Raw genomic sequence first — 14312 nt, forward strand, 5'->3', positions numbered from 1 at the left:
TGGATTCACCGGGTCGTTGCAGGGGTTTGCGCGACGCGGCTCACTGGGACGACGTGCCGTGGTACCGGGGGCTGGTGGCGTGCCACTCCTTGCTGCCGCCCATCCAGGCCCACAGCCCCGCGAGGTAGCGCCGCAGCTCAGGAGAGCCGGCTGCGCTCAGGACGGCGCACTCGGCCTCCACGGTGTGCATGAGCTCGTCGTGGATGCACGCCGCGCGGTCGACGGCCTCCTGCAGCGAGCAGTTGTCCTCGGCGGCGATGAGGTTGGGAAGGTTGGTGTCGGTGGGGTCTTCCTTGCTCATCGAATACAGGTCGTTGAGCAGCACATTGGCCGTGCCGGCGTACAGATAGGTGCGGCGTACGCGTGCGTCGGCGAATTCCGCGGCCGGGAGTTCGTAGCCACCGACCGGGTCGATCAGGACCATGCACGGGTAGAAGGCGTTCTCGTAGCGGTGCAGCATGTACTCCCACACGGCGGGGGTCCGCCCGGAGCTGCGCCACTCGGCCTCCTGGTTGTATCCCACGAACATCACGGCCAGTTCGTGACGCAGCCGCGCGACCTGGGTGGGGCTCGCGATCCCCGCCAGATGATCGAGACAGGAGCGGAAGGCCCGCAGGACCGGCTCCTTCCGGACGAGGTTCTCGAACTCCGCCAGGTAGCGGGCCGGAAGCCGGACGGGGTCGACGACGGCGTGGGCCATGGCCAGGCGGGAACCGATCAGCTCCGGCGTGGTGTCCTCCCCCTCGTCGACCCAGTGGTCGTCGACGGCCCACTCGGCCAGTCCGCAGCGGGCGGCGGTGAGGATGCGCTCGGGGTCGTCGGTGTCGGGGTGGGCGAGCATGAACAGCCGCCCGAAGTTGTGGGACCGCAGCCGTTCGAGGCGGCCCTGGAAGATCCCGATCTCCTCCGCCCACTCGACCAGCCGGTTGTTCACCTCTTCGCCGAGGGCCGGGTCGTCCCGCTCGGCATCCGGGCAGTAGAGCGGCGGTACGCGGACGGAAGACCCCTCCGGGGGCCCGTCCGCGGGCCGGGCTTCGGCGGCCTTGGCGTCCGTGGACTGCGTGGACTGCTTGGGCGCCGATACACCGGGGATTCCGGAAACCTGCCGCCCTTCTCCCCCCGGCGGAGTGAGATCAGCGCGGAACAGGCGGGCCGCCGACGTGCCCAGCCCCGTCGGCCCGGCGAGGAGCCCGTGCAGCGCGTCCGCCACGGCCGGTGCCGTGGCGCCGGGTGCGAGATCGTGGGGGCGGAGGGCACTGCTCGCACCCGCCTTGAGCGGAGAAGCGCCGTCGAGCTGGGGCATCCGGGGTTCCCTTCGCTGCGCGAGCAGGCATCGTGAACGGCGGCCCGTGACACCGGGGTTCCGGGTCACGGCACCCGGCCGAACGATGCGCGCGGCGGTAGCCGCAGGCACCGCCGGTCACCGCTCGCCACCCCGATCAGGCCATGCAGCAGCGTGACCGATGGGCAGGCGGCCCCACAGCAGAAGCAACGCAAGTTCATCCGTATGTAGCTGTGTATGTTTATCCGGTCGGCTGGTGACACAGATTCCTCAGAAGGCCCCGAGGTCTCAGTCGGGCCGAGCGGAAGGGGCGAGTGTCAAGCTCACCGCATGAGCCATTGATGGTCGGGCAGGAAGCGCACGTCGTACTGCTGGGGCACGGTGGCGAATTTGCCGGGGCCGGGGACGACGGGCCGGTGCGGCAGGCCGAGCCCCTCGGCGGGCGCGCCGAGGTTTTCGAAGAAGCGCTCGAAGGTGCCGCCGGGGCCGGCGGCGACGCCGACGACCTGGCTGTGGTGGCGCTCCATGCGGTAGGCGTGCGGGCAGTTCTTGGGTACGAAGCCGAAGTCGCCGGGGGTGAGCAGCTTCTCCTGCTGGACGCCCTCGGTGTCCTCGACGAAGAGCCGTACGGCGCCTTGGGTGATGTAGAAGACCTCGTGGGTGTCGGGGTGAAGGTGAGCGGGGATGAGGTCGCCCTTGGGGCCTTCGACGGTGAAGAAGTTGAAGGTGTTCTCGGTCTGCTCGCCGCCGGCGTAGATGGTGATCAGGTCACCGAACAGGTGGGCACGGTCCCCCTCGCCCTTCTCGATGAAGTAGGGCTTGCCCGGATCGGCGGGTATGCGCGAGGCGCGCCGGTAGCGGGTGGCGTACTCGATGGTCATGGGGCTCCTTCGAACGACCTCAGGAATGTCAGGCAGCCTGACATGAGAGAGTGGCGGCAGGCAAGCCGACCGTGAGGAACCCATGCAGTCCACCCGCCGCACCCTCCCCCAGCTGTTCAGCGACGCCCGGCGCTGGTTCGAGGAAGGGCTGCTGTCAGCCATGGAAGCGGCCGGCGCCACACCGGTGTCCCCGACGCAGGTGCAGCTCTTCGCCGTGCTGGACGAGGACGGCACCACGGCGTCCGAGCTGGCCCGCCGCATGGGCGTCACCCGGCAGACCGCGCACCAGGCCGTGCAGGGCCTGATCGCCGCCGGGCTCCTCGTGCAGGTTCCCGACCCCGCCTCCGCCCGGCAGCGGCTGATCCGGCGCACGGAGGAAGGGGAGCGCGCACACCGTCAGGCCGGCGTCATCCTCGAACGACTGGAGGAGGAGCTCGCCGAGCGGATCGGCCGGGAGTCGTTCGACGCACTGCGGGCGGCCCTGGAAGCGCCGTGGGGGCGGGCCCCTTCGCCGAGCTCATGAACCCGCGGGACCGGCTCCGGCTTCCGGCGCGCGGCTGAAGAGAATCGCCGCCGGGAGAGCTCTGGACGAGCAGAGGCTCCTGGTGCACGTGCTGCCTGATGGCCATTTTGCGCGCTGGCGCCCGGGGCCGGGGGCACGGCACATTGAGCGGCGGCACGCAGGGCGGGCCCGCTGTCGGCGGGCTGCTGCCCTGCCCTGTCCTGTCGTCCCATCGAAGTCACCACCTCTCACGCCGAAGCGGAAGGAGAGGGGAACGTGACGAAGGGCCAGGAATCGTTCTCGAGCACCATCGACCAGTTCCTCGAGAAAGTCCACCACTGGTACGCCGAGAACCATGACGGTTTCAAGGATCAGTACAACGCTGCGGTCGAGCACGCGGAGCCGTGCCCGGTGCCCAAGAACGATCCCGTGTACTGCGACTGGCGGCGCCAGGACATCAAGTTCCTGTGCCAGTTCTTCAGGGACTGGTACGACTGGCAGGTGTACGGGTCGGGGGTCGACAACGGGCTGACCTTCATCGAGAAGTTCAGCTGGATCAACTACGGCGACAACAAGCCTGGCATGGACTTCGTGTCCAAGGGTCCGGGTCGCGAGGTGATCGCCGACTTCACGCATCTGCAGGGCCTGCAGATGGACTCGGCGGACTCGAAGGAAACCATCAAGAGGTGGGTCGAACAGCTCGGCCCGAAGCGCATGGACGACTACGAGATCGAGGACTGGGAGAACTTCAACGAGTTCTTCATCCGGAAGGTCAAGGAAGGCCGGCGGCCGATCGACGCCAAGGACGACCGGACCGTGGTCGTCGCCCCGGCCGACTGCGTCATCAACATGATCGTCGATGAGCTGGGCGAGCTCACACAGATCCCGGTCAAGAACGTGACCATGAACGTCGATCAACTGCTCGACGGCTCCCCGTACGCAGGCCATTTCATCGGCGGTACGGCGGTGTCGTGCATCCTGATGCCCGACAGTTACCACTGGTACCACACTCCGGTGGCGGGAGAGGTGGTGGAGGCCCGCGAGGACATCGGCGGTGCGTACTACGGGATCCGGAACTTCCCCCACCTGCTCGACAAGGGGGAACGTCGGCTACGGGTACGACTACAGCGACTTCCTCGACTTCCGCCGGGGGTACGTCATCATCAAGACGGTGTACGTGGATTCCGATGGAGGGCCGGATGGCGAAGGGTACGTCGCCCAGGTACCCGTCGGACTCAACTCGATCGCGTCCGTGAATTTCCTGGACAAGTTCAAGGGTGAGATGCCGGTCCCGGTGGAAAAGGGCGAGCAGGTCGGCAACTTCAAGTACGGCGGGTCGCTGAACATCCTGCTGTTCCAGAAGGGCCGGTTCCCCGCGGTGCAACTGCTCCAGGGGCAGCGCATCGGAGTCCTGGAGGACCCGGGAAGTTCGGCCAAGCGGTTCTCCCGCGCTCCCCACACCCAGCCCCGGTCGCAGCGTCCCCTGACTCCCTGACCTCGCTGCCGAACGGAGGCTGAACCATGTCCGCGGACGACCTCGTCGCCTCGATTCCGGCGAACATCCCCAACACCCAGCGCATCGACTTCTGCACCAAGGACACCAAGAAGGCCCGCTCCTACGCCGGGCACGTGCACATCGACAGCACGGAGCACCCGGGCACCCAGAACCACCTCTTCTACTGGTTCTTCGAGAGCCAGACCTGCAATCCCCACGTCGCGGTCCCCGACCAGCAGGAGCTGATCAGCCGGACGCCGCTGCTGATCTGGCTCAACGGCGGGCCCGGCGCCTCCTCGCTGCTGGGGCTGTTCCTGGAGAACGGACCGCTGTCCATCGGCGACGACGCCGCCGGGACGATATCGGTGAGCCCCGACTCCTGGAACCAGGAGGCGCACGTCGTCTTCTGGGACCAGCCCCTCGGCACCGGATACAGCTACTCCGACGCCGGGGAGTACGTCCACGACGAGAAGGCCCTCAGCCGGATGTTCTGGGAGGGCCTGCAAAAGTTCTTCAGCGCGCACCCGGAATACGCGCAATGCCCGCTCTACGTCTGCGGCGAGAGCTACGCAGGCAAGTACGTGCCGGCGATCGCCATGGAGATCGACGAGCGCAACCGCCAGGAGGCGGCCGGGCGGCGGATCAACCTCAAGGGGATAGCCGTCGGCAACGGCTGGATCAAGCCCGAGCTGTCGCTCCGCGCCCTGATCGACTACGCCTACACGACCGGATTCCTCGGCATCAACCAGAAGGAGTCCCTGTACAAGGCCTACGACGCCTTCCAGGACGCTCTCGCCGCGGGAAAGCTCAAGAAGGCCACCAAGCTCGGCAATGAACTGGTGGCCACGACTCTGTCGTACGGCGGGAACTTCGACCTCTACGACGTGCGCCGCTGGGACGACTTGCCCATGGGGGCGCTGCGGGCCTATCTGGACAGCGAGGAGGTGAAGAAGTCCCTGCACGTTCCGCCGGACGTCACCTGGCAGTGCGCCGACAACGACGGCCCGGTGGCCGAATGGCTGGTCAAGGACAACATGGTGGACTGCTCCTGGCGGTACGCCAAGATCATCGACGAGGGCTACAAGACCCTGCTCTACACCGGGAACTTCGACACCGCCTGCGGCTACCGCAGCACCGAGGAGATCCTGGACCACCTCATGAAGGAGAAGGGCGAGCACGAGCACGCGGAGTGGCGCAACGCTCCCCGGCTGATCTGGACACAGGCGCAGGGAAACCCGAAGGGGTTCGTCCGCCGCCACGGGAACCTGACGCAGGTCGGCGTGCCCGGCTCCGGGCACCAGGTGCCCGCGTTCCAGCCGCAGACCTGCCGGGAGATGCTCTACAACTGGCTCTTCGATCGCCCCTTCACCGGCTACGACCCGCAGCAGCAGCTCAAGCACCGCAACGGCAACGGCAACGGCAACGGCAACACCGGTATGCGTAAAGCCTGAACCCTCCCAGGAGGAGAGCGAGACCGGCTGCCGGGCGTGCGTACGGGCCTCGGCTCACTCCCGTCAGCCGGTGGTCGGTGCTCTGGCCGGCTCGCCGGTGCCTACCCTGTGCGCTGCTGCCCGAGCCGCCGACGTGAAGTGACCGGCTCCACGCTGCCGGAGAGTGGATACGATACAGATCTGCTCTGTATCGTATCCAGAGTGAAGCCTGGCAACGACAACGGCGGGCACACCGCCGACACGCCCACCCCCTCCGCGCGCCCTCCCGGCCGCCCGCGCAGCCGGGAGGCGGACGAGGCGATCCTCGCGGCGGCCCTCGACCTGCTGATCGAGCGGGGCGCCGGCTGGGTCAGCATCGAGCAGGTCGCGCGCCGCGCCGGGGTCACCCGCGCCACCGTGTACCGGCGGTTCCCGACCCTGACCGACCTGCTGGTGCGGGCGGTCGAGTGGGAGTACCGGGACGTGGAACCCGGCTCGCTGGACCGGCCGGACATCGATGGCATGATCACGGAGTGGGCCGGTCACCTCAGCCGGCCCCGCGCCCGCCGGCTGATCCGCCGCCTCCACGGCACGGTGGACGACCTGCCCGAGCTGCTGCGCGCCTACGAAGACGCGCACGGCAGCCACCGCGGCCGGGCTGTGCGGGCCGCCCTCGAACGAGCCCGCGCGGCCGGGCAACTCCCCCCGGGCAGTGACCCGGAGATCCTGCAGCAGATGCTCAGCGGCGCGGCGCTGCAGCACCTCGCCGCGCACCCCGACACCACCGGGGCGGAAGAGGTCAAGGCCTATTTCGTCGCCGTCCTGCGGCAGGCCGGCTACCGGTCCGGCCGGCCGTGACCGCCAGCCATCAGCCATCAGCCGTCAGCAGGAAGGAGCACTTGCCGATGAGTGAGAGCACGACCTGGCTGCGACGGGACGTCCGCCGGGCCCGCAAGGAGGGCCCGGCCGCGATCGAGCGGCGGCAGCGTGAGCGGTTGGCCGGCATGGTCTCCCACGCCCGTGCCGCATCGCCGTACTACCGCGAGCTCTACCGCGGCCTGCCCGAGCGGGTGGAGGATCCGGCGCTGCTGCCGGTCACCGGCAAGAAGGCCCTGATGGGGCGCTTCGACGACTGGGTGACCGACCGCGGCATCACCCTGGAGAAGGTACGCGCGTTCGCCGACGACCCGGACCTGATCGGACAGCGGTTCCTCGGGAAGTACCTGGTGGCCACCACTTCGGGCACCAGCGGACGACGCGGGCTGTTCATCCTCGACGACCGGTACATGGACGTCGGTTCCGCCCTGATCTCCCGCGCCCTCGCCTCCTGGCTGGGCCCGGTCGGCATCCTCCGGGCGGCCGTCCGCGGCGGGCGCTTCGCCCAACTGGTGGCCACCGGCGGCCACTACGCCGGATTCGCGGGGTACTCCCGTGTGGTCCGCGAGGACAGGCGGCGCGGGAAGCTGATCCGCGCGTTCTCGGTGCACACTCCGATGCCGGAGCTGGTGGCCGGGCTCAACGCCTACCGCCCCGCCGTCGTCATCGGCTACTCCAGCACGATCATGCTGCTCACGGCCGAGCAGGAAGCCGGCCGCCTGCACATCGATCCGCTGCTGATCCAGCCCGCCGGCGAGACGATGACCACGCACGACACGGACCGCATCGCCGCCGCCTTCCGCACCACGGTGCGCACGGCGTACGCCGCGACCGAGTGCACCTATCTCAGCCATAGTTGTGCGGAGGGCTGGTACCACGTCAACAGCGACTGGGCGGTTCTGGAGCCGGTCGACGCCGACCACCGGCCGACCCCGCCCGGAGAGTTCTCCCACACCGTCCTGGTCAGCAACCTCGCCAACCGCGTGCAGCCGTTCCTGCGCTACGACCTCGGCGACAGCGTCCTGCTCCGGCCCGATCCCTGCCCGTGCGGCAGCCCGCTGCCCGCGATCCGCGTCCAGGGGCGCGCCGGCGACATCCTCACCTTCCCCGCCGGCCACGGCAACCACGGCGGCCATGGCAAGCACGTCAGCCTCGCCCCGCTGGCCTTCGGCACCCTCTTCGACCGCACCCCCGGCGTCGAACTGTTCCAGGTCGAGCAGACCGCCCCCTCGACCCTGCGGGTCCGTATGCTTCCGGCCCCCGACGCGGACCCCGAGCGCGTCTGGCGGACCGCCCTCCAGGAGCTGACCCGCCTGCTCGCCGCCAACGGTCTCGGCCACATCACCGTCCAACGGGCCCAGGAACCACCCTGCCAATCCCCCGGCGGCAAATACAGGACCGTCATCCCCCTCCCCTGACCCGCCCCCGGCTCCCTCGGCCTCAACGTCCCGTACGCGTCCATGGTGACCGTCTTCGCCGCACGGAGGAGACTTGCCGGTGCCCTGTGCATCGGGCTGTCGGTGAGGACGAGGAGGAGCAGCCATGGACATCCCCGGTCCCGAGCCCCGGGCGGACGGTGGCGTCGGTGCTGTCGCAGCCGCGGGCGGTCTGCATCGCTACCAGTTGCGGTTGCACGCCGCGTACGGGCCCGTCGTGCGCTTCCAGCTTCCGGGCGCGCAGGACGCCGTATCGGTCGCCGACCCCGTACTGCTGGAGGGCACCGCTCACATCGACAAGCGGCCTGAGCGGCTGTTCGAGTTCCTGGCGCCGCTGTTCGAGACAGGCAACCTGCAGGTGATGCCGGCCGACGAGCACGGGCCGTGGCGGCGCCTGCTGCTGTCGGTGCTGGCCGGCCGGCCTTCTCACGAGCGGCACTTCGCGCGGTTCACCACACTCGTGACGGGGCTCGCGGACCACTGGGCCGGACGGGCCGAACAGACCGGAGAGGCCGGACCGACCGGAGAGGCCGAACAGACCGGGCAGGCCGGGCAGCCCCGCCGGGCCGGGCCCGCCGAGCTGCAGAAGGATCTCACCGCCCTGTCCCTGCGGATGATCTGCGAGTACGCCCTGGGAGGCCAGGTCGCCGATCCCGGCAGGGTCGTGGCCGCCTTCGAGGACGTACTCACCGAGCACTTGGGGCAGCTCTACGAGGTTCCCGCCCCCGGCGCACAGGAGGAACGGGCCGAGCGGGCGCGGGCGGCCCTGGCCTACCTGCGGGCGACGGTCGATCAGGTCGTCGCGGAGCACCGCTCCGGCGACCGCGCCGACAGGAGCGATCTGATCGGGGCGCTCGTCGAGGCCGGTGAGCGCCCCGCGCGGATCCGCGACACCGTCATGGTGATGATGCTGGCCGCCCACCACACGACCGGGGTGGCGGTTTCGTGGACCCTGCATCTGCTGGGCCGGCACCCCGCCGTCGCCGAACGCGTGGCCGAGGAGCTGGATCGCGTACTCGGCGACCGTGCGGCGCCCGAGTACGCCGATCTGCGTCGGCTCACGTACCTGGACATGGTCCTCAAGGAGTCGATGCGGCTCTTCCCGCCCGGGCCGTACGGCGCGCGGGAGACGACCGGGACCCTCTTGCTGGGCGAGCGGGGCGAGTACGAGATCCCGGCCGGAACGACGCTCTTCTATCCGATCTGGGCCGTCCACATGAACCCCGCCTACTGGCCCGAGCCCGAGAAGTTCATGCCCGAGCGGTTCACCCCGGAGGAGACGGCCGGGCGGCCGCGGCTCGCCTACATCCCCTTCGGCATGGGGCCCCGCAGCTGCGAGGGCGCCGCTCTGGCCGTGGTCGAGGCCGAGCTCGTACTGGCCGTGCTCCTCAAGCGCTTCCGCTTCCGGCCCGTTCCGGGACACGAGGTGACGCCGATCGAACGGTTCGTGCTCTGGGCGGCCGACGACATCCGCATGACCGTGAGCCCGCGGGTCCGGGAGTGACCGGTGCCGGGCCGGGCGAGGCTGGGCGAGGCGGAGTCAGCGCCGGGCGAGCCGGGGTAGGAGGGCTTCGGCGTTGCCGCGGTTGACGGCGTGGAGTTGCCCGGGCGCCCAGTGCGGATGGCTGTCCAGCGCCGCGTCGTAACCGGTGCCCCACTCCTCGGGGACCATGGGGAAGTCGCTGCCGTACAGCACGCGTCCGGGCTCCGCGAAGGCCAGGAGCGAGGGCAGCGAGGCCGGGCCGGCCGCGAAGGCGGTGTCGAAGTAGAAGCGGCGCAGGTCGGCCAGGACCTCCTCGGGAGAGGTGCCGGCCTGGAGCCGCCCCGCGGCGGCGAACCGGTCGGCCGCGTACGGCAGGAAGCCTCCGGCGTGCGGCAGGATCATCCTGATCCGCGGGTAGCGGCGCGGAACCCCGTTGACGACCAGGTGCAGGGCGGTGCGGGTGGTGTCGTAGGGGAAGTCCACGAGCGGGCCGGGCAGGTCGGGGAGCGCGGCGCCCGGCGGGGCGGTGGGATGGATCAGTACGACTGCGGCGCGCGCGTCCAGTTCGGCCCAGAGCGGCTCGAACAGCGGGTCGCCGAGGTACCGGCCGTGGGCGTTGGAGAGCACCATCACCCCGTCGGCGTCCAGCTCGTCGAGGGCGTGCGCGGCCTCGGCGAGCGCGCCGTCCACGTCGGGCAGGGGAAGGACGGCGAAGTGCCCGAACCGGTCGGGCCGGTCCTTGACCAGTTCCGCGGTGTACTCGTTGACCGTGCGGGCCGTGTCGCGGGCCCCTTCGGGGTCGTCCGGTGCCCCGACCGGGGCGGCGAACGACAGCACGCCGGCAGCGATCGACCGGCGGTCCATCATGGCGATCGCGCTCTGCACGTCCCAGACCGGTGCGGGCCAGCCGAAGGCGGCGGCGCGGCCGGAGATCGCGCGGCGCCGCTCCGGCGGGATCAGATGCTGGTGGACGTCGATGCGTACGGGATCCGTCATGCCTCTCCTATTCCCCCGCCCCCGCCTCAAGGGGGGCGCACGCCCATCGTTCACCACCAAGGCGTACGCCCTGGTAGCTCGCCGTACGACCGCGCCTGAATTACGCATCCAAGAGCATTGCTTGGGCGGCCTTTTACCCGCCTCCGTAAGGTAATGTAATGGCAAAGGGGTGGCTGTACCCACCGAGCCCGGCCCGGCCGTGGACGCCCCGGTTCCCGGTGCTTTCATCACGAGTGGCAACCCCACAAGGGCCGCCCTCTCCGCCTCCGGGACCGGCGCGGCCGCGAGGTGCGCTGCGCCGGCCGCCCGTGCCCCTTCGCACCACCGACGACGCCCGGCATCCAGTGCTGACCTTGAACACCGCGTCCCCGGCATGCCCGCGGGCCGCAGGAGAAAGGCCACCATGAAGTCCCTTGCAGACAACGCCCGGTCCTTCACTACGCACGTGGCGGAGCGCGCCGCCGAGTTCCGCGCCCTCGAAGCCGGCCAGTGGCCGCAGGCACTGTTCATCACCTGCTCCGATTCCCGCGTCGTGCCCGCCCTGATCACGGGCGCACGGCCGGGCGAGTTGTTCGAGCTCCGGACCGCGGGCAACATCGTCCCCGAGTACCGCAGCGACCAGCCCACCGGCGAGACGGCCACCATCGAGTACGCGGTCCGCGTCCTGGGCGTCAGCGACATCGTGGTGTGCGGGCACTCCCACTGCGGCGCGGTCAGCGCCCTGGTGCGAGGGGACGACCTCTCCCTCGCCCCGGCCGTGCGCGGCTGGCTGGAGCGGGCCGCCCCGCCGGCCGGGCCGGCGATGCCCGACTCCCCCGACCTGGCGGAAGCGGTCCAGCGGCACGCCATGGCCCAGGTGGAACGGCTCTACGCACATCCGTGCGTGGCGGAGCGGACGGAGGACGGCACGCTGTCGGTGCACGCCTGGTACTACGAGGTGCACACCGGCGTGGTCAGGGCGCACCGGGCCGACGCGGCGACCGGGGACCAGTGGTTCCGGCCACTGTGAACGCCGGGCACGGCGCCGGGCCCGACGGGTCCGGCGGAGCACGAAGGAGATCACAGTGTTCGACCTCAAAAAAGAGGCAGACATGCGCCTGTTCTCGGACCGGCTGGCAGCGGACCTCGCCCGGCTGAAGCGCAGCCAGGAGGGCGAGGGGACGGACGAGCCCGGCGGGGAGACCGAGGAGGCCGGCGGGGAGACGGAGGAGGCAAAGGGAGACGACGACACGGCTCCCTCGGCGGACACGCCTCCCCCGGCGCCCGACAAGCCCCAGGAGTCCGACGAGACCCAAGAGGCAGACAAGCCCGGCAACGACGCCGGCGACGGCCATGCGCCCGAGGAGGGCGGCGCGAGGTGAAGTCCCGGCGGCCGTCCCGCACACCGGCCCGGCCGCCGGACACCGGCTTCAGGTCTCCGGTCTCCCTCACTCGTTCGGCATGCCGAGCGGCGGAACGACACCGACCTGCTGCAGGAAGCGCAGGACGTCCTTGTCGGCCCACTTCTCGGCCAGCTTGCCGTTCTCGATGCGGTGGATGACCGTCGCCGTGATCTCCAACTGGTTGCCCGTGGCGGGGATGCCCGGGAGGTCGCCCTCGTGGGTGCCACGGCACAGCAACCGCGTGGCGACCTTGTCGCCCTCCGCCACCTGGTCCTGGATCTCGTGCGTACCCGGGGTCGCCTCCCAGAAGACCTGGAAGATCTGCTTGAGCCCCTCCAGGCCCGTGCTGAAACCAGGGAAGGGCGGTGGGGAGTGGTCCAGATAGTCCTCCGCCACGAGTTCGTCGAAGGCGTCGACATCACCGTTGTCGATCGCGGCGTAGAAGCGACGGACGAGCTGTTTGTTCTCTTCGATGAGCACCCGTGCAGTGTGACCAGTCGCGCCGTTTCCCCCGGCGATGGCGCGCCCTGCCTCTGCCGAGGATCACTCCTCCGGCACGCCGGGCGGTGACGGCGCCGGAGCCGTGCACGGCACCACCCCACCGCCGTCGCCTCCCGGGGTGCCAGCGATGATGCCTCCATGGCAACAGACCTTGAGCTCTTCGCGGACTACTTCCAGATCCACCTCCTGGACGACGAGTCCGACGGCGACCTCAGTGACGTGTGGACCGAGCAGACCGTCCTGGACGGCCTCGGCGTCACCGAGGACGCCCTCGCCATCGGCACCGCCGTCAATGTCAACGTGGCCGTCAGCGTCCACATCCTCGCGGCACAGCCGGACGAGGAAGGCGACGACTACGACCACATCGTCGAGGCGAGCCTCAACCTGGCCTCGGGACGGCTCGTCCTGCTGGGCTGCACCGACTACCTCCCCGACGCGGCACGCTTCGCCATGCCCGCCGGGTGGACCCGCATACGCGCTTCCCGGCGCAACCTTGCCGCGGCCGTCCTCGCGGACATCGACTCGGACAACGCACCCGAGACCACCGAGCAGCTCCGTCTGCAGGCCTGGCCGGCACCGTACTCCGAGCCGCGCATCATCAAGCGGTGGGTGCGGCCCGGCGCGTAGCAGAGGGATACGGGCGAACGGCCGGGCGTTCACTTGATCAGGCGAAGGGGGTCCCTGAAGCCGTCTCCGTCAGGATCCGTCTTCTGCCACTCTCTGGTGCCCATGAGCTCCATGAACACGGATTCCGCGAACCGGCGCAGGCCCGAACGGCGCCGCCTGCCCACTGCCTTGGCTGTGACCGTATTGCTGTGGGCCGCCGTAGCCGCGTGCGGAAGCGGCGGGGGGCAACCCGAGGGCGCACGGGCGACGGGGCCGACGGCCCCGGCCGGGTCCCTGCCGATGACCCCCACCACCACGTTCCAGGGCTCCTGGCCCTCCCCGGTCCGCGACGGCGGTCCCGCCGACGTGGTGGCGCTGGGCGCGCGCCTCGCCTACGCCTACGACCGGGACGACGTCGGCATCACCGCCTACGGGCTCGACTCCGGTGAGCCCGTCTGGCACACGGCCGTGCCGAACGGCGTCACCGTCGCCCGGACGCCCCGCTTGGTCGGCGACAAGGTGATCGGCGCCTTCGACACCACGGAAGAGGGCAGCGGTACTTACGCCGACCGGCGCGGCATCACCGTCGTCGCGCTGGACGCCCGCACCGGCAGGAGTCTGTGGTCGCGCGAGATCCCCGGCGGCAAGGACAGGCCGGCCGAGGCCGCCCCTCATGTGGTCGGCGCCGACGCCCGGCACGTACTCGTCGCCTCGTACGAGCCGGGCTACGCGCAGACCCCTCCCCTGTCCGCCCTGCTCGACACCCGAACCGGCCAAGTCATCTGGACCGACCCCGACTTCAAGGGAGTTGACCTGGAAGAGTCGGTGGCCGTCGGCGTGCGCGGCGACGGCGACTTCGCGGGCAAGGCCGCTTCTGACGGCGACCAGTTGTGGAAGCGAGACCTCCGACTGGGCGAGGCCATGACGTCGGACCCCGGGCCCCGACTGACCCGGGCCGACGGCACCACGGCCGACGGCACCCTGCTGATCGACCCCGTAACCGGCACGACCCGCCTGGACTCGGGCGACACCTCCCTGTACAGCTGCCACTACGACGGCTGGAACACGACGGTCTGCACCGGAGCCGATGGTTCCGGCGAGGCGACCGCGTGGGCCGTGGACGTGCGCACCGCCCGCGTCCTGTGGCGCCTGCCCGACGAGGCGGCCGGTCGCACGGCCCCCGAGGTCACTTCGGCGTGGCACGGGGTGGTCTACGCCCGAGCCGATCAGGCCATGACCCTGGACGCCCGCACGGGCAGCGACCTGCGTACGGACCTCGGTCCGGTCTCCCCTGCGCTGGTCAACGACGGCTACGGGCTGGTCTACGATCCCCTGACCCGGTCGATCGACGTCTACCGGGCCGTCGGGGCCGCCGCCTCCGGCTGAGCGCGCACGGGTGCACAGGTGCAGGGGTGCAGGGGTGCGAGGACGTGACGTGTGTC

Annotated in this window: 15 protein-coding genes; 11 read left to right on the top strand and 4 right to left on the bottom strand. The window is 70.3% G+C overall.

The genetic code is table 11. The features are described from left to right. Positions 1–40: 40 nt before the first annotated feature. Together ACFPP6_RS29640 and ACFPP6_RS29645 are read right to left on the bottom strand one after the other, a co-directional pair. The gene (locus ACFPP6_RS29640) at positions 41–1303 is read right to left on the bottom strand and encodes a family 2 encapsulin nanocompartment cargo protein terpene cyclase (RefSeq protein WP_382048827.1); all 1263 of its coding nucleotides are present in this window, start codon (positions 1301–1303) and stop codon (positions 41–43) included. Between the two features lie 302 nt (positions 1304–1605). After that, positions 1606–2163 carry a quercetin 2,3-dioxygenase gene (locus tag ACFPP6_RS29645; RefSeq protein ID WP_382048830.1) on the bottom strand — a complete coding sequence of 186 codons (558 nt, stop codon included), beginning with the start codon at positions 2161–2163 and terminating at the stop codon, positions 1606–1608. A gap of 82 nt (positions 2164–2245) precedes the next feature. Between ACFPP6_RS29645 and ACFPP6_RS29650 the strand changes: the two genes are divergently transcribed. The 7 genes from ACFPP6_RS29650 to ACFPP6_RS29680 all read left to right on the top strand — a co-directional run bounded on the left by ACFPP6_RS29650 (position 2246) and on the right by ACFPP6_RS29680 (position 9406). After that, a complete protein-coding gene (locus ACFPP6_RS29650; protein ID WP_382048833.1) occupies positions 2246–2686 on the top strand; it encodes a MarR family winged helix-turn-helix transcriptional regulator in 441 nt (146 codons plus the stop codon). Positions 2687–2941: 255 nt separating this feature from the next. Beyond that, a complete protein-coding gene (locus tag ACFPP6_RS29655) occupies positions 2942–3946 on the top strand; it encodes a phosphatidylserine decarboxylase (RefSeq protein ID WP_382048836.1) in 1005 nt (334 codons plus the stop codon). Next, positions 3843–4160 carry a phosphatidylserine decarboxylase gene (locus ACFPP6_RS29660; RefSeq protein ID WP_382048838.1) on the top strand — a complete coding sequence of 106 codons (318 nt, stop codon included), beginning with the start codon at positions 3843–3845 and terminating at the stop codon, positions 4158–4160. Before ACFPP6_RS29655 ends, ACFPP6_RS29660 begins: the two co-directional genes overlap by 104 nt. 26 nt (positions 4161–4186) lie before the next feature. After that, on the top strand, positions 4187–5611 hold the full coding sequence (locus ACFPP6_RS29665; RefSeq protein ID WP_382048841.1) for a S10 family serine carboxypeptidase-like protein: 1425 nt from the start codon (positions 4187–4189) through the stop codon (positions 5609–5611). A 201-nt stretch (positions 5612–5812) separates the two neighbouring features. After that, on the top strand, positions 5813–6448 hold the full coding sequence (locus tag ACFPP6_RS29670) for a TetR/AcrR family transcriptional regulator (RefSeq protein WP_382048844.1): 636 nt from the start codon (positions 5813–5815) through the stop codon (positions 6446–6448). Positions 6449–6495: 47 nt separating this feature from the next. Then, on the top strand, positions 6496–7884 hold the full coding sequence (locus ACFPP6_RS29675) for a phenylacetate--CoA ligase family protein (protein WP_382048847.1): 1389 nt from the start codon (positions 6496–6498) through the stop codon (positions 7882–7884). A 124-nt stretch (positions 7885–8008) separates the two neighbouring features. After that, a complete protein-coding gene (locus ACFPP6_RS29680; protein ID WP_382048850.1) occupies positions 8009–9406 on the top strand; it encodes a cytochrome P450 in 1398 nt (465 codons plus the stop codon). Between the two features lie 36 nt (positions 9407–9442). Here the strand turns inward: ACFPP6_RS29680 and ACFPP6_RS29685 are convergent, their stop codons facing one another. After that, positions 9443–10381 (bottom strand): amidohydrolase family protein, encoded by a 939-nt coding sequence (locus tag ACFPP6_RS29685; RefSeq protein ID WP_382048853.1) that lies wholly within the window; start codon positions 10379–10381, stop codon positions 9443–9445. Positions 10382–10784: 403 nt separating this feature from the next. Here ACFPP6_RS29685 and ACFPP6_RS29690 point away from each other — a divergent pair, with 403 nt between their 5' ends. Together ACFPP6_RS29690 and ACFPP6_RS29695 are read left to right on the top strand one after the other, a co-directional pair. Next, positions 10785–11390, top strand: a complete 606-nt coding sequence (locus ACFPP6_RS29690) for a carbonic anhydrase (protein ID WP_382048856.1) — start codon at positions 10785–10787, stop codon at positions 11388–11390. An 82-nt stretch (positions 11391–11472) separates the two neighbouring features. Then, positions 11473–11742 carry a hypothetical protein gene (locus tag ACFPP6_RS29695; protein ID WP_382048859.1) on the top strand — a complete coding sequence of 90 codons (270 nt, stop codon included), beginning with the start codon at positions 11473–11475 and terminating at the stop codon, positions 11740–11742. A 66-nt stretch (positions 11743–11808) separates the two neighbouring features. Here ACFPP6_RS29695 and ACFPP6_RS29700 read toward each other — a convergent pair whose 3' ends face one another. Beyond that, a complete protein-coding gene (locus ACFPP6_RS29700) occupies positions 11809–12243 on the bottom strand; it encodes an ester cyclase (RefSeq protein ID WP_382048862.1) in 435 nt (144 codons plus the stop codon). A 159-nt stretch (positions 12244–12402) separates the two neighbouring features. On the opposite strand from ACFPP6_RS29700, the gene ACFPP6_RS29705 reads away from it, so the two are divergent. Both ACFPP6_RS29705 and ACFPP6_RS29710 read left to right on the top strand, forming a co-directional pair. Beyond that, complete coding sequence (locus ACFPP6_RS29705; protein ID WP_382048865.1) at positions 12403–12891, top strand: hypothetical protein; 489 nt, start codon at positions 12403–12405, stop codon at positions 12889–12891. A gap of 279 nt (positions 12892–13170) precedes the next feature. Next, entirely contained in the window at positions 13171–14256 is a 1086-nt protein-coding gene (locus ACFPP6_RS29710) for an outer membrane protein assembly factor BamB family protein (RefSeq protein ID WP_382048868.1), read from the top strand. The last annotated feature ends 56 nt before the right edge of the window (positions 14257–14312 follow it).

The sequence above is a fragment of the Streptomyces aureoversilis genome, assembly GCF_042657885.1.
GTDB lineage: Bacteria > Actinomycetota > Actinomycetes > Streptomycetales > Streptomycetaceae > Streptomyces > Streptomyces aureoversilis.

What these genes read in the sequence shown, in the direction of transcription:
- ACFPP6_RS29645 (WP_382048830.1), bottom strand. Translation starts at nt 2,163, where the DNA reads ATGACCATCGAGTACGCCACCCGCTACCGGCGCGCCTCGCGCATACCC.
- ACFPP6_RS29705 (WP_382048865.1), top strand. Translation starts at nt 12,403, where the DNA reads ATGGCAACAGACCTTGAGCTCTTCGCGGACTACTTCCAGATCCACCTC.
- ACFPP6_RS29640 (WP_382048827.1), bottom strand. Translation starts at nt 1,303, where the DNA reads ATGCCCCAGCTCGACGGCGCTTCTCCGCTCAAGGCGGGTGCGAGCAGT.
- ACFPP6_RS29710 (WP_382048868.1), top strand. Translation starts at nt 13,171, where the DNA reads ATGACCCCCACCACCACGTTCCAGGGCTCCTGGCCCTCCCCGGTCCGC.
- ACFPP6_RS29680 (WP_382048850.1), top strand. Translation starts at nt 8,009, where the DNA reads ATGGACATCCCCGGTCCCGAGCCCCGGGCGGACGGTGGCGTCGGTGCT.
- ACFPP6_RS29650 (WP_382048833.1), top strand. Translation starts at nt 2,246, where the DNA reads ATGCAGTCCACCCGCCGCACCCTCCCCCAGCTGTTCAGCGACGCCCGG.
- ACFPP6_RS29685 (WP_382048853.1), bottom strand. Translation starts at nt 10,381, where the DNA reads ATGACGGATCCCGTACGCATCGACGTCCACCAGCATCTGATCCCGCCG.
- ACFPP6_RS29690 (WP_382048856.1), top strand. Translation starts at nt 10,785, where the DNA reads ATGAAGTCCCTTGCAGACAACGCCCGGTCCTTCACTACGCACGTGGCG.
- ACFPP6_RS29675 (WP_382048847.1), top strand. Translation starts at nt 6,496, where the DNA reads ATGAGTGAGAGCACGACCTGGCTGCGACGGGACGTCCGCCGGGCCCGC.
- ACFPP6_RS29695 (WP_382048859.1), top strand. Translation starts at nt 11,473, where the DNA reads ATGCGCCTGTTCTCGGACCGGCTGGCAGCGGACCTCGCCCGGCTGAAG.
- ACFPP6_RS29665 (WP_382048841.1), top strand. Translation starts at nt 4,187, where the DNA reads ATGTCCGCGGACGACCTCGTCGCCTCGATTCCGGCGAACATCCCCAAC.